A 14573-nucleotide genomic window follows, 5' to 3' on the forward strand; every position below is an offset into this window, starting at 1 on the left:
ATGGAGAATATTGAGGATTTGTGGAATAAAGCGCTTGCCAGTATTGAAAAAAAGATCAGCAAGCCAAGCTTCGAAACATGGCTAAAGTCAACCAAAGCCCATGCGCTTCAAGGCAACACACTAATCATTATCGCTCCCAATGAATTTGCTAGGGATTGGCTCGAAGGACGCTATTCGCAATTAATTGCGGGAGTCATCTATGAGTTGATTGGCGAAGAACTCGATATTAAATTTATCATCCCTCAAAATCAGGAAGAAAATGATTATGACATACCCGTTCCCAAAAAAGTCCAATCTAAAGATGAAGAGTATGACTTTCCTCATAGCATGTTAAATCCGAAGTATACATTTGATACATTTGTTATTGGATCCGGAAACCGGTTTGCTCATGCCGCTTCTCTTGCAGTAGCGGAAGCGCCGGCTAAAGCATATAATCCTTTGTTTATCTATGGGGGAGTGGGGTTGGGAAAAACCCACTTAATGCATGCGATCGGACATTACGTTCAAGAGCATAATCCGTCAGCAAAAGTTCTTTACATTACATCCGAAAAATTTACAAATGAATTTATCAATTCCATTCGCGATAATAAATCTGATGAATTTCGCAATAAATATCGTAATGTCGACGTTCTTTTAATTGATGATATTCAGTTTTTAGCGAAAAAAGAACAAACACAAGAAGAATTTTTCCATACCTTTAATACATTGCATGAGGAAAGCAAACAAATTGTCATCTCCAGTGACCGTCCTCCTAAAGAGATCCCAACTTTGGAGGATCGGCTGCGATCGCGTTTTGAGTGGGGATTAATCACGGATATTACTCCGCCTGATTTGGAGACAAGAATTGCCATCCTCCGCAAAAAAGCGAAAGCAGAAGGATTGGACATCCCTAATGAAGCCATGCTTTATATAGCCAATCAAATAGATACAAATATTCGGGAGCTGGAAGGAGCTCTTATTCGTGTTGTTGCTTACTCTTCCCTTATCAATAAAGACATTAATGCTGATTTAGCGGCAGAAGCATTAAAAGACATTATTCCAAGTTCTAAGCCCAAAGTAATTACTATCCAGGAAATTCAGCGAGTAGTGGGCGAATACTATAATGTGAAGTTAGAAGACTTTAAAGCCAAAAAAAGAACAAAATCCATTGCGTTTCCTCGGCAAATTGCCATGTATTTGTCAAGGGAGCTCACGGATTCCTCTCTTCCAAAAATAGGGGAAGAGTTTGGCGGCCGCGACCATACAACCGTTATTCATGCGCATGAAAAAATTTCCAAGCTGCTGCAAACGGATGAGCAATTGAAAAGAAGCATTGCTGAAATTAAAAATAAACTTAAATCCTAAATGGGAGTACTGTGAATAACATGACTAGGGCTAGCCACAGTCTGTCCACATGTGGATAGGCTGTGTTTTCGTATAATTAACAGGTTTATCCACATATCCACAGCCACTATTATTACTACTACGACTTTTTAAAATAATAATATATGTTTTTGAACATAAAATTATTCTCATTGGAGGCAATGAAAATGAAATTTGTCATTCAAAAAGATCGTCTTGTTCAAAGCGTTCAAGATGTAATGAAAGCAGTATCTTCAAGAACAACGATCCCCATATTGACAGGAATTAAAATTGTGGCGGATGACCAAGGAGTTTCCTTAACTGGAAGTGATTCTGACATTTCGATTAAATCCTTTATTCCTACCGTTGAAGAAGATATTCAAATTGCAACCATCCAGGAGAGCGGCGCTGTTGTTCTACAAGCTAAATTTTTCAGTGAAATCGTCAAAAAGCTGCCGCTCGACACAGTGGAAATTGAAGTCACCAATAAAAGCAATTACCAAACTGTCATACGGTCAGGGCAAGCGAAGTTCAATTTAAACGGATTGGATCCTGATGAATACCCGCATTTGCCGCAAATCGAAGATGGGAAAGTCTTTCAATTGCCGGCGGATTTAATGAAAACCATTATTCGGCAAACTGTTTTTGCAGTGTCCACGTCAGAAACACGTCCAATCTTGACAGGTGTCAACTGGAAAGTGGAAGGAAATGAACTTATTTGCGTAGCCACGGATAGCCATAGGCTTGCGCTGAGAAAAGCGGCTGTAGAAACTGAATTTGAAGAAGCATACAGCGTGGTGATCCCGGGAAAAAGTTTAAGCGAATTAAGCAAAATTTTAGATGATTCATCGGATCCAGTAGAAATTGTGTTTATGGAGAATCAAGTTTTATTCAAAATGAAACATATTTTATTCTTTTCAAGATTGCTGGAAGGGAATTATCCGGATACATCTAGACTGATTCCTACCGAAAGCAAAACCACCATTGAATTAAATACAAAAGAGTTTTTGCAAGCTATTGACCGCGCTTCTCTCCTTGCAAGAGAAGGACGAAATAATGTTGTCAAGCTATCCACCGTAGAACAAAATGAAATTGAAATTTCTTCTAATTCTCCTGAAATCGGGAAGGTCATTGAATTGGTAAAAAGCCAGCGAATTGAAGGGGAAGAGCTAAAAATCTCATTTAGCGCCAAATATATGATGGATGCTTTAAAAGCGTTGGAAGGCACCGAAATTCGTATTCAATTTACGGGAGCTATGCGCCCCTTTGTGATAAGACCTATTATGGATGACTCAATTTTGCAGCTTATTTTGCCGGTGAGAACGTATTAATTTCGTAATTAAACTGTTTTCGATCCATTTGAAAGCTGTCCGCTTTGCGGTGCCTCAACGATTACCGCAAGGCGGATCTTTGTTTAAAGCATTATGCTATAGGGTGGCTTGAGATTAAATCACTGCAAACAAAATGTTTAAAGGTTTTGATACAGAGTTTTCACTATTTGCTGGTATCTGACTCTTAAGGTTCTTCCTTCTATAGTGGATTTTATGGCGAAGGCAGGCCTTTAAAAGGGTCAGTTTTTTATTGGATGATCGAAAGAGAAAATCAGTTGCGGCCATCTCTATTTAATTCCATTCTTGGATTTGGGTGTTTTGAGACAAGTATGATTTTGAATTTACCTGATTATTTTAGTAAAATTAAATTTTAGATACTAAAATCGGAAAGCAGTGAGCACGAATGGCAGAAAAGGTTTTTATCGATACAGACACCATTACTCTTGGACAATTTTTAAAATTGATCAATGTGATTTCTACGGGTGGAATGGCTAAATGGTTTTTGAGTGAAAACGAAGTGTATATAAACGGAGAACTGGACCAACGGAGAGGGAAAAAATTAAAACCAGGCGATACCGTTGTCATTCCTTCCGTCGGTGAATTTGTCATTACACGAACTTAAAAAGGGTGTCGCGTAAATGTACATGAAAGAGCTGGTATTGGAAAATTTTAGAAATTACGAATCTTTGCAATTAACTTTTGACAATAAGGTGAATGTGATACTCGGGGAAAATGCCCAAGGAAAAACAAATGTACTCGAAGCGATTTATGTATTGGCGATGGCTAAATCCCATCGCACGTCAAACGATAAAGATTTGATTCGCTGGGATGAAGAGTATGCTAAAATAGAAGGTAGAGTGGAAAAACGGCATACCTCGATTCCATTAGAATTAACGATTTCAAAAAAAGGGAAAAAAGCGAAATCCAATCATATTGAGCAGCAAAGATTAAGTCAATATGTTGGAAATTTGAATGTCGTGATGTTTGCTCCTGAGGATCTTCATTTAGTCAAAGGAAGCCCGCAAGTTAGACGCCGTTTTATTGATATGGAGATCGGACAAATCTCTCCTGTCTATTTACATGATATTAGTCAATATCAAAAAGTTTTACAGCAAAGAAATCATTATTTAAAACAGCTGCAGGCTAATAAGCAGCACGACAAAACGATGCTGGAAGTTTTGAATGAACAGTTAATTACGTTAGCGGTAAAGATTGTTCAAAAACGTTTTGAGTTTATCCGGCTTTTAGAAGAATGGGCTCAGCCGATTCATTCCGGAATCTCCAGAGGACTTGAAAAATTAAAAATCGATTATCGTCCGTCTATCGATGTATTAGAAGATGACGATTGGTCAAAAATGGTAGAAGTATTCGAAGAAAAAATTTCTTCTCAAAAGGAGCGGGAGATTGAGCGCGGGGTCACGTTGATAGGCCCTCACCGGGATGAATTGGTTTTTATGGTGAATGGAAAAAACGTTCATACCTTTGGATCGCAAGGACAGCAAAGAACGACAGCTCTTTCTGTAAAATTGGCGGAAATTGAGTTAATTTGCTCGGAAATCGGCGAATACCCTGTGCTGCTTTTGGATGACGTTTTATCGGAATTGGATGATTTTAGACAGTCGCATTTGCTGAACACCATTCGCGAAAAAGTTCAGACATTTGTCACTACAACTAGTACAGACGGCATTCATCATCAAACGTTGAAAGAAGCAGATACTTTTCATGTGATGGCCGGCAGGGTGTCAAAACAAGATGGAGGTTAAAAGAATGTATTTGCATGTAGGAGATGATTGCATAATACATGCAAAAGATATTGTGGCAATTTTGGATCGGAAAGGTTCGGATATTCCCAGCCTTTTGCAGTATTGGAATAGAACGGGGAAGATCCCGAAATCATCGGTTTTGCCTCCTGACTGTAAATCGATCGTCATTACAACGGAGCAAATCTATTTTTCACCGTTTGCCTCAGGTACTCTGAAAAAACATTTAACCCGCATAAATGGTCATTCAGTTTTTAATTTTTAATTTCCTTAACAAGAACGGATTCGGGATTTGCTGTCCGGAAAGGTATGTTCAACAAACTTCCGACTTCCGACGAAATGGAGAAATTTCCTCCTGATCCACTCGACCCGGCTCATTTATGCGAAGTATACAGATCTTTAGATCGTTTATATAAATCAACATTGGATGCCCGCTTATGTTGTGTCGGGCTTTTGCGGTTATTTCCCCGTTTTTTGACGGGGCTGTACGAGCAGTGAAAGCAGGAAAAGGCATTGAAGAAAGAGCAGGTGATTGAATTTGGCGATAGATAAGAACGAACAAAATTCTCAATCGTATGATGCTAGCCAAATCCAGGTATTAGAAGGTCTGGAAGCTGTAAGAAAACGACCTGGTATGTATATTGGATCAACAAGCAGCAAAGGTCTTCACCACTTAGTCTGGGAAATCGTTGATAATAGTATTGACGAAGCACTTGCCGGATATTGCAGTGAAATCAATGTCATTGTTGAAGAAGACAACAGTATAACGGTGATTGACAACGGCCGCGGTATCCCAGTGGACATTCAAGAAAAAATGGGCCGTCCGGCAGTAGAAGTCATTATGACCGTTCTTCATGCCGGCGGGAAATTCGGCGGAGGTGGGTATAAAGTATCCGGGGGCCTTCACGGAGTTGGTGCTTCCGTTGTTAATGCCTTATCCACTGAACTGGAAGTGTTTGTCCATCGGGATGGCAATATTTATTATCAAAAATACCGGCGCGGTGTCCCAGTAGAAGATTTGAAAACGATCGGTCATACCAATCGAACGGGAACAACCGTTCATTTTAAGCCAGACCCGGAAATTTTTACGGAAACCACCGTGTTTGATTATGACGTATTAGCGACAAGAATTCGTGAACTTGCTTTTTTAAACCGGAATATCAAGATTACCATCGAAGATCGCCGTGAAGGGCAAAAAAGAAAAAATGAATATCATTACGAAGGCGGAATCAAGTCTTATGTCGCTCATTTAAATCGTACCAAGGAAGTACTTCATGAAGAACCCATTTATGTTGAAGGTTTAAAAGATGATATTCAAGTAGAAATTGCCTTGCAATACAACGAAGGTTTTTCCAGCAATATTTATTCATTTGCCAACAACATTCATACGTATGAAGGCGGAACTCATGAATCTGGTTTTAAAACAGCCTTGACTCGAGTAATCAATGATTATGCCCGCAAAAACGGACTGATAAAAGATTCGGATCAAAATTTATCAGGAGAAGATGTCAGAGAAGGGCTGACCGCCATTGTTTCCATTAAACATCCAAATCCTCAATTTGAAGGTCAAACGAAAACAAAATTAGGAAATTCAGAAGCTCGCACCGTTACGGACGCTCTTTTCTCTGAGCATTTTGAAACCTACCTACTTGAAAACCCATCCGTGGCCAGAAAAATCGTAGAAAAAGGATTGATGGCGGCGAGAGCGCGGCTGGCAGCTAAAAAAGCACGTGAATTGACAAGAAGAAAAAGTGCATTGGAAGTTTCCAGTTTACCGGGAAAACTTGCCGACTGTTCTTCACGCGATCCATCCATCAGCGAATTGTTTATTGTGGAAGGGGACTCGGCAGGAGGATCTGCCAAGCAAGGCCGCGATCGTCATTTCCAAGCCATTTTGCCTTTGAGAGGAAAAATTTTGAACGTGGAAAAAGCGCGGTTGGATAAAATTTTATCCAACAATGAGATCAGAATGATCATTACCGCTTTAGGCACCGGAATCGGGGAAGAATTCGATATTTCAAAAGCCCGCTACCATAAGGTGGTCATCATGACGGATGCCGATGTAGACGGTGCTCATATCCGTACGTTATTATTAACCTTTTTTTATCGTTATATGCGCCAAATCATTGAAGCGGGCTATGTTTATATAGCACAGCCTCCTTTATATAAAGTTTCTCAAGGAAAGCGAATTGAGTATGCATATAATGATCGGCAATTGGACGAAATTTTATCCAGTCTTCCAGAAAGTCCAAAACCAGGCATTCAACGTTATAAAGGTTTAGGGGAAATGAATCCGGAACAATTATGGGAAACAACAATGGATCCTGAAACAAGAGCAATGCTTCAAGTTAGTTTGGAAGATGCCATAGAAGCTGACGAAACATTTGAAATGCTGATGGGAGACAAAGTAGAACCGCGCAGACAATTTATTGAAGAAAATGCTTTGCACGTAAAAAATCTAGATGTTTAATACAGCAGGATAGATGAAAAGTCTATCCTGCCTTCGTAAAGAAAACAGATTCTTACGGCTGACACGCCGGGAACTGTGTGTATGAAGGAGGTTCTTAATAAATGGCAGATATGCCTAGTTCTAGAGTACAAGAAGTGAATATCAGCCAGGAAATGCGTTCTTCCTTTCTTGATTATGCCATGAGCGTCATCGTCTCCCGTGCTATCCCCGATGTCCGCGATGGTCTTAAGCCGGTGCATCGCCGTATTTTATACGCGATGAACGATCTTGGAATGACGCCGGATAAAGCATATAAAAAATCGGCTCGTATTGTCGGCGAAGTCATTGGGAAGTACCATCCTCACGGTGATGCCGCCGTTTATGAAACGATGGTCCGTATGGCTCAAGATTTCAGCTACCGCTATATGCTTGTGGACGGACATGGAAATTTCGGTTCCATTGACGGTGATCCCGCTGCCGCTATGCGTTATACGGAAGCCCGTATGTCCAAAATTTCGATGGAATTATTAAGGGACATAAACAAAGACACGATTGACTATAAAGATAACTATGATGGATCTGAAAAAGAGCCTGAAGTGTTACCATCCCGATTCCCCAACCTGCTTGTAAACGGATCATCAGGAATTGCGGTTGGAATGGCAACCAATATCCCGCCTCATCAGTTGGGAGAAGTCATTGATGGCATTTTAGCATTAAGCAAAAACCCGGACATTACGATTTCAGAGTTAATGGAGTACATTCCGGGGCCTGATTTCCCAACAGCAGGACTTATTATGGGAAGAAGAGGCATTCGTAGAGCGTATGAAACCGGCAGAGGGTCGATTACACTACGGGCGAAAGCGGAAATTGAAACAAAATCCAACGGAAAAGAAGCCATTATCATCACTGAAATTCCTTATCAAGTCAATAAAGCCAAATTAATTGAAAAAATCGCAGAACTCGCTCGTGATAAAAGAATAGATGGCATTACGGATTTAAGAGATGAATCAGACCGTCGCGGTATGAGAATTGTCATCGAAGTGCGCAAAGATGCCAATGCCAATGTATTGCTTAATAATTTATATAAACATACAGCTTTGCAAACAAGTTTTGGCATCAATTTGTTGGCTCTTGTAGACGGTCAACCTAAAGTATTGAACTTGAAGCAATGCCTGCATTATTATCTCGAGCACCAAAAAGTTGTCATTCGCAGAAGAACGGAATTTGATTTGCGAAAAGCAGAAGCGCGTGCACATATTCTGGAAGGATTGCGCATTGCACTCGATCATATTGATGAAATTATTAATCTTATCCGCTCCTCTCAAACAACGGATATTGCCCGGCAAGGCTTAATGCAACGTTTTTCTTTGACCGAAAAACAAGCCCAAGCCATTCTTGATATGAGGCTGCAGCGGTTGACAGGTTTGGAACGGGAAAAAATTGAAGAAGAATATCAAAATCTGATTCGTTTAATCGCTGAACTAAAAGCGATTCTTGCCGATGAAGAGAAAGTACTGCAAATTATCCGCGACGAACTTTTAGAAATTAAAGAACGTTTTAATGATAAACGCCGTACAGCGATCATGGATAGCGGAGTCGACGAAATTGAAGATGAAGACCTGATTCCCGAGGAAAATATCGTGATTTCGCTCACTCATAACGGTTATATTAAACGCCTTCCACTTTCTACTTACAAAAGCCAAAAGCGCGGCGGCAGAGGCATTCAAGGCATGGGAACGAACGAAAATGATTTTGTGGAACATCTCATTACGACGTCGACCCATGACACGATTTTATTTTTCACTAACAAAGGAAAAGTGTATAAAACGAAAGGGTATGAGATACCGGAATTAGGAAGAACCGCAAAGGGAATTCCAATCATCAATGTGCTTGGAATTGAGAAAGATGAATGGATTAATACCATGATAGCCGTGGAAGAATATCATGAAAATTGGTATTTAGTCTTTACGACCAAGCATGGGATTACAAAACGAACGCCGCTGAGAGAGTATGCTCATATTCGTACGAACGGCTTGATTGCTTTGACATTAAGGGAAAATGACGAACTCATTTCGGTTAAATTGACAGATGGAAACCAAGATATTGTCATTGGAACAAAGAACGGCATGATGATTCGGTTTAAAGAAACGGAAGTTCGGTCGATGGGTAGAACTTCTACTGGTGTGAAAGGAATTACGTTGGATGATGACGATGAAGTTATTGGAATGGAATTGCTGCATGATGGCGAAGAAGTTCTGATCGTTACTCGAAACGGTTATGGAAAACGAACGCATGAAGCTGAATATCGAATTCAAGGGCGCGGAGGAAAAGGATTGCGCACTTGCAGAATCACTCCGAAAAACGGTCCTCTTGTCGCTATAAAAACGATTTCTGGTGAAGAAGACATCATGCTCATGACTGCTGGCGGTGTTTTAATTAGGATGGATGTTCAAGACATTTCTCGAACGGGAAGAAATGCACAAGGAGTAAAATTAATTCGCCTTGACGAAGATGAATATGTCGCCACCGTAGCCGTTGTTGAAAAAGAAGAAAGCGACAAAGAAGAAGATCAAGAAACGGAAGAATAGGTCAAATTTCTTCTTCAGGACACTTCATTAAATTTCCCGCTAACTGTAATGATGTGAGAAACATATAAGCTAATCGATTTATATATGTTCATTAGGTGGTCTTAAAAATGGTGTATCTTCTCTCTCAATTGAAGAAAGAGAAGATAGACCTTTTTCTTTTGTATAAATTCCTTGATACTGGGAGGCTAGTTGTATAATCAAATGCAACAAGCATAAAAAATGAAAAACCATAGATAAACCACGTATGATTAAGTCGACTAAAACAATATCGATACGGAGGATTTATCTATGGCAATTACTAATTCTACCATAGGAGCTCGGCATTTCAAACACTTAACGGCTTATGACCGTGGGAAAATTGCGGCCTTACACGCTGCTGGTAAGACTCAACAGGAGATTGCAGATTATGTTGGTTGTCACAAAAGCACCATCTCCCGTGAGTTAAGAAGAGGTACAGTGCCACAAAGAAAAAGCAACGGGAAAATTGTTCATGTCTATTTTCCAGACACAGGTCAACTTCTCTATGAGAGAAACAGGAAAGCCTGTGGCCGCAAGCTAAAACTAGACGATGCCATCGAGTTTATTAAGTATGCCGAAACTCAGATCCTTGATAAGAAATGGTCTCCTGATGCGGTATGTGGGAGAGCCAAACGTGATGGGAAATTCAAAGACAAAATGGTTTGCACCAAGACCCTTTATAACTATATTGATCTAGGACTTATAGGCGTTAAAAACATTGACCTACCTATGAAAATTACCCTGAACACCAAGAAAAAACGTAACCGGAAGAATAAGAAGATCTTAGGACGCAGTATCGATGAGCGACCAATTGAAGTCAATGAACGCCAAGAGTTTGGTCACTGGGAAATTGATACGGTTATAGGCAAGAAGACTAAAGATCAGGCCTTATTGACTCTTACTGAGCGCAAAACCCGTAAAGAAATAATTTTGAGAGTGACAGCCAAGGATAGTCTATCCGTTTCAGAAGTCATATCTCAGTTGAAAGTGTCTTATGGTAATCGGTTCTCTAAAGTGTTTAAAACCATTACGGCTGATAACGGTTCTGAATTTGCTGACCTCGGCCTTAGTGTTGAAAAAGATCTAACAGAGGTTTATTTTACACACCCTTACACATCCTGTGAACGAGGAACCAACGAGCGTCATAATGGCCTTATTAGGCGCTTCATACCAAAGGGGAGACCCATTTCCTCTGTGGCAGACGAAACCATTACCTATGTTGAAAATTGGTGTAACCATCTTCCAAGGAAGATCCTCAATTATCGTACACCTGAGGAGTGTTTCCAAATAGAGTTAGCTGGCTTAGCTTCTTAACCTTAAGCCAGCTAACCCAAAGGGTTGGTTTTTAGCAACTTGACAAAGAGCCTCTGCGGGCATGGCTACCAGCCATGAAGCCAGGTATACGGTACTGGCTGGGCCAACCAGGCTACCATGCCCGCCACTCCACGTCAAGTTGCGCAGAGTGTCCCGATTCTACTTAATCATGGGTTATCTGGTCTTTCAATACTTGTTGCATTTAATATTGCAATTTAAGCTTGATACTGGGATTAAAAAAAGAACTATTTTAGATTGATTAGAAATGAATGGAAAAATTGAAAAAATTGATAATTTTTTGCAATATTTTTTTTAATTCCCTCTTCATTTTGGAGTTTTTTTGGTAAATTGGTAATAGATAATGATGGAGGGATTCTTAATGGAGGTAAGAGTGGAAGAGCTGGAAGCGGGTCTGACTTTAAACAGCGATGTTTTAGGTCTTTCAGGCTACCCTATTATTCCTAAAAATACAGTACTAACAGATGAGCATATCGAGATCTTGAAAGCCTTTTCCGTATCATCTGTCGATGTAAAAGGCAAGGAACGGAAGAATTCATTCACTAAATCCAAAAATCAATCGCCAGTGTCAGCCGTTCGAACGCAAGAATTTGAAAAAAATACGAATAAGCAAACAAACCTTTTTGATTTGTATATGAATGGGGTAGTGTCGTACGAAAGAGAATTCAAAAAATGGCAGTCCGGATTGGGAATTGACATAAATGCTGTGAGAAAGATTATTCTGCCTTTAATAAAAACGATCGAATTTCAAAAAGATAAATTGATTGAAATTCTTGATTTTACCACAAAAGAGAAATATTTATTTCATCATGCAGTATCTGTAGGCATGATCAGCAGTTCCTTAGCCCAAGAAATGAAGCTTGGAAATGGGACGTCCATTCAAGTGGGACTGGCGGGTTTATTAGCGGATTGCGGCATGGCTAAAATCAATGGTACTCTTTTGAAGCCGGACAAACAATTATTTTCTCAATATAATGACATTAAGCAGCATGTCATGCATAGCTATAATATGGTCAAAAACATTAATCTATTGAGGACGGAAACGAAGCTTAGCATTCTCCAGCATCATGAAAGACTAGATGGAAGCGGTTATCCTCTTGGTGAAAAAGGTAAGAGAATCCATTTACTTTCACAAATAGTAGGTATTGCGGATCTTTTTCATCATATGGTTTCAGAAAGAGTTCATGAGAAAAAACAACCGTTATTTAAAGTGCTCGAAACGATTCGTCATGATTTGTTCGGACAATTTGATATTCAAGTTGTTAATGCTCTTTTAAGTGTTTTCGCTCGTCTATCGATTGGCACAAGAATCCAGCTGATGGATCAAAGGATCGCAACGGTTCTATTTGTAAATGACAATGAAAAAACAAGACCGATTATTAAAATAGAGGGTACAAACGAAGTGATTGACATGGCGGCTAAAAGAGATTTGGTCATTGATAAGGTTCTTTAAAAGAGTTTAAAGCTCAATCACGGAGGCCTATATTCTTTTATGTTATTTTAATCAAATTACATTTAATGGATGATTGAAATTCGAGCTGTTTCGCAGTTCATTGAAAATAGGAGTTTAACTATTGTTTTAAACTATACTTTTGAAAAAACAAAAAAACAAAAACAGACATTATACGAAAATAGGGGTTGAAATCTTTCAAGATCATTGTTATCATATCTAGCGGAAAGTTTTTTGGTCATGTTTTTTCTTTTAAAAAAATATTGACTCACTAATTTGAATGTGATAATATATAAAAGTCGCTTAATTGATCTTTGAAAACTGAACAAAACGAAGCGTAAACCAATGTTTCGATAGAAACAAGCCAAGTCAAATTTCTTTTTGGAGAGTTTGATCCTGGCTCAGGACGAACGCTGGCGGCGTGCCTAATACATGCAAGTCGAGCGGACTTTCAAGAAGCTTGCTTTTTGAAAGTTAGCGGCGGACGGGTGAGTAACACGTGGGCAACCTGCCTGCAAGACGGGGATAACTCCGGGAAACCGGGGCTAATACCGGATAATATCTTCCTTCGCATGAAGGAAGGTTGAAAGGCGGCGCAAGCTGCCGCTTGCAGATGGGCCCGCGGCGCATTAGCTAGTTGGTGAGGTAACGGCTCACCAAGGCGACGATGCGTAGCCGACCTGAGAGGGTGATCGGCCACACTGGGACTGAGACACGGCCCAGACTCCTACGGGAGGCAGCAGTAGGGAATCTTCCGCAATGGACGAAAGTCTGACGGAGCAACGCCGCGTGAGCGAAGAAGGTCTTCGGATCGTAAAGCTCTGTTGTCAGGGAAGAACAAGTACCGTTCGAACAGGGCGGTACCTTGACGGTACCTGACCAGAAAGCCACGGCTAACTACGTGCCAGCAGCCGCGGTAATACGTAGGTGGCAAGCGTTGTCCGGAATTATTGGGCGTAAAGCGCGCGCAGGCGGTCTCTTAAGTCTGATGTGAAAGCCCACGGCTCAACCGTGGAGGGTCATTGGAAACTGGGAGACTTGAGTGCAGAAGAGGAGAGCGGAATTCCACGTGTAGCGGTGAAATGCGTAGAGATGTGGAGGAACACCAGTGGCGAAGGCGGCTCTCTGGTCTGTAACTGACGCTGAGGCGCGAAAGCGTGGGGAGCGAACAGGATTAGATACCCTGGTAGTCCACGCCGTAAACGATGAGTGCTAAGTGTTAGAGGGCTTCCACCCTTTAGTGCTGCAGCTAACGCATTAAGCACTCCGCCTGGGGAGTACGGCCGCAAGGCTGAAACTCAAAGGAATTGACGGGGGCCCGCACAAGCGGTGGAGCATGTGGTTTAATTCGAAGCAACGCGAAGAACCTTACCAGGTCTTGACATCCTTCGCTACCTCTAGAGATAGAGGGTTCCCCTTCGGGGGACGGAGTGACAGGTGGTGCATGGTTGTCGTCAGCTCGTGTCGTGAGATGTTGGGTTAAGTCCCGCAACGAGCGCAACCCTTGACCTTAGTTGCCAGCATTCAGTTGGGCACTCTAAGGTGACTGCCGGTGACAAACCGGAGGAAGGTGGGGATGACGTCAAATCATCATGCCCCTTATGACCTGGGCTACACACGTGCTACAATGGATGGTACAAAGGGTCGCGAAACCGCGAGGTGGAGCTAATCCCAAAAAACCATTCTCAGTTCGGATTGCAGGCTGCAACTCGCCTGCATGAAGCCGGAATCGCTAGTAATCGCGGATCAGCATGCCGCGGTGAATACGTTCCCGGGCCTTGTACACACCGCCCGTCACACCACGAGAGTTTGCAACACCCGAAGTCGGTGAGGTAACCCTTACGGGAGCCAGCCGCCGAAGGTGGGGCAGATGATTGGGGTGAAGTCGTAACAAGGTAGCCGTATCGGAAGGTGCGGCTGGATCACCTCCTTTCTAAGGAAGAAGAAAAGCAGAGGCGACTGTTCAGGTGCGACAAGCACAAGACAGCTTGCGAGGAGGTAGTATTTCAACCACCGCAGCAAGATGGATTGTGACCTCGAGCACCTAGGAGCCGGAGCTGGACAGATATCAATTGTACGCTTTCGTTTTGTTCAGTTTTGAAGGATCAATCCTTCCTGGTGGGGGCCTGTAGCTCAGCTGGTTAGAGCGCACGCCTGATAAGCGTGAGGTCGATGGTTCAAGTCCATTCAGGCCCACCATGTGAAAACCCAATAGAAATGAAGGGGCCTTAGCTCAGCTGGGAGAGCGCCTGCTTTGCACGCAGGAGGTCAGCGGTTCGATCCCGCTAGGCTCCACCAAATCTG

At 41.6% G+C, this 14573-nt stretch carries 9 protein-coding genes, 2 tRNA genes and 1 rRNA gene; all 12 read left to right on the forward strand.

Annotation, left to right across the window (positions count from 1 at the left end; all coding sequences use genetic code 11):
• The 12 genes from dnaA (at position 1) to NST81_RS00060 (ending at position 14567) form a co-directional block, all read left to right on the forward strand.
• The gene (gene dnaA, locus NST81_RS00005; RefSeq protein WP_341027590.1) at positions 1–1344 is read left to right on the forward strand and encodes a chromosomal replication initiator protein DnaA; all 1344 of its coding nucleotides are present in this window, start codon (positions 1–3) and stop codon (positions 1342–1344) included.
• A gap of 185 nt (positions 1345–1529) precedes the next feature.
• A complete protein-coding gene (gene dnaN / locus NST81_RS00010; RefSeq protein WP_328203243.1) occupies positions 1530–2672 on the forward strand; it encodes a DNA polymerase III subunit beta in 1143 nt (380 codons plus the stop codon).
• A gap of 403 nt (positions 2673–3075) precedes the next feature.
• Positions 3076–3294, forward strand: a complete 219-nt coding sequence (gene yaaA, locus NST81_RS00015) for a S4 domain-containing protein YaaA (RefSeq protein WP_003353420.1) — start codon at positions 3076–3078, stop codon at positions 3292–3294.
• 16 nt (positions 3295–3310) lie between these two features.
• Entirely contained in the window at positions 3311–4435 is a 1125-nt protein-coding gene (recF, locus tag NST81_RS00020; RefSeq protein ID WP_048622314.1) for a DNA replication/repair protein RecF, read from the forward strand.
• Between the two features lie 4 nt (positions 4436–4439).
• The gene (gene remB / locus NST81_RS00025; protein WP_048622315.1) at positions 4440–4697 is read left to right on the forward strand and encodes an extracellular matrix regulator RemB; all 258 of its coding nucleotides are present in this window, start codon (positions 4440–4442) and stop codon (positions 4695–4697) included.
• A gap of 279 nt (positions 4698–4976) precedes the next feature.
• A complete protein-coding gene (gene gyrB, locus NST81_RS00030; RefSeq protein ID WP_048624338.1) occupies positions 4977–6902 on the forward strand; it encodes a DNA topoisomerase (ATP-hydrolyzing) subunit B in 1926 nt (641 codons plus the stop codon).
• A 101-nt stretch (positions 6903–7003) separates the two neighbouring features.
• Positions 7004–9469: a DNA gyrase subunit A gene (gyrA, locus tag NST81_RS00035; protein ID WP_048622316.1), complete on the forward strand. Its 2466-nt coding sequence runs from the start codon at positions 7004–7006 to the stop codon at positions 9467–9469.
• Between the two features lie 288 nt (positions 9470–9757).
• Positions 9758–10801, forward strand: coding sequence for an IS30 family transposase (locus NST81_RS00040; RefSeq protein WP_048622401.1), 1044 nt, complete (start codon positions 9758–9760; stop codon positions 10799–10801).
• Between the two features lie 379 nt (positions 10802–11180).
• Positions 11181–12272 carry an HD-GYP domain-containing protein gene (locus NST81_RS00045; protein WP_328203237.1) on the forward strand — a complete coding sequence of 364 codons (1092 nt, stop codon included), beginning with the start codon at positions 11181–11183 and terminating at the stop codon, positions 12270–12272.
• A 375-nt stretch (positions 12273–12647) separates the two neighbouring features.
• Positions 12648–14202: ribosomal RNA gene (locus NST81_RS00050) — 16S ribosomal RNA — on the forward strand.
• 189 nt (positions 14203–14391) lie between these two features.
• A tRNA-Ile gene (locus NST81_RS00055) sits at positions 14392–14468 on the forward strand.
• Positions 14469–14491: 23 nt separating this feature from the next.
• Positions 14492–14567 (forward strand) — tRNA-Ala (locus NST81_RS00060).
• Positions 14568–14573: the final 6 nt, after the last annotated feature.

The sequence above is a fragment of the Bacillus sp. FSL W8-0223 genome (genome assembly GCF_038006805.1).
In the GTDB taxonomy this organism is placed as follows: domain Bacteria; phylum Bacillota; class Bacilli; order Bacillales; family DSM-4216; genus Bacillus_O; species Bacillus_O smithii.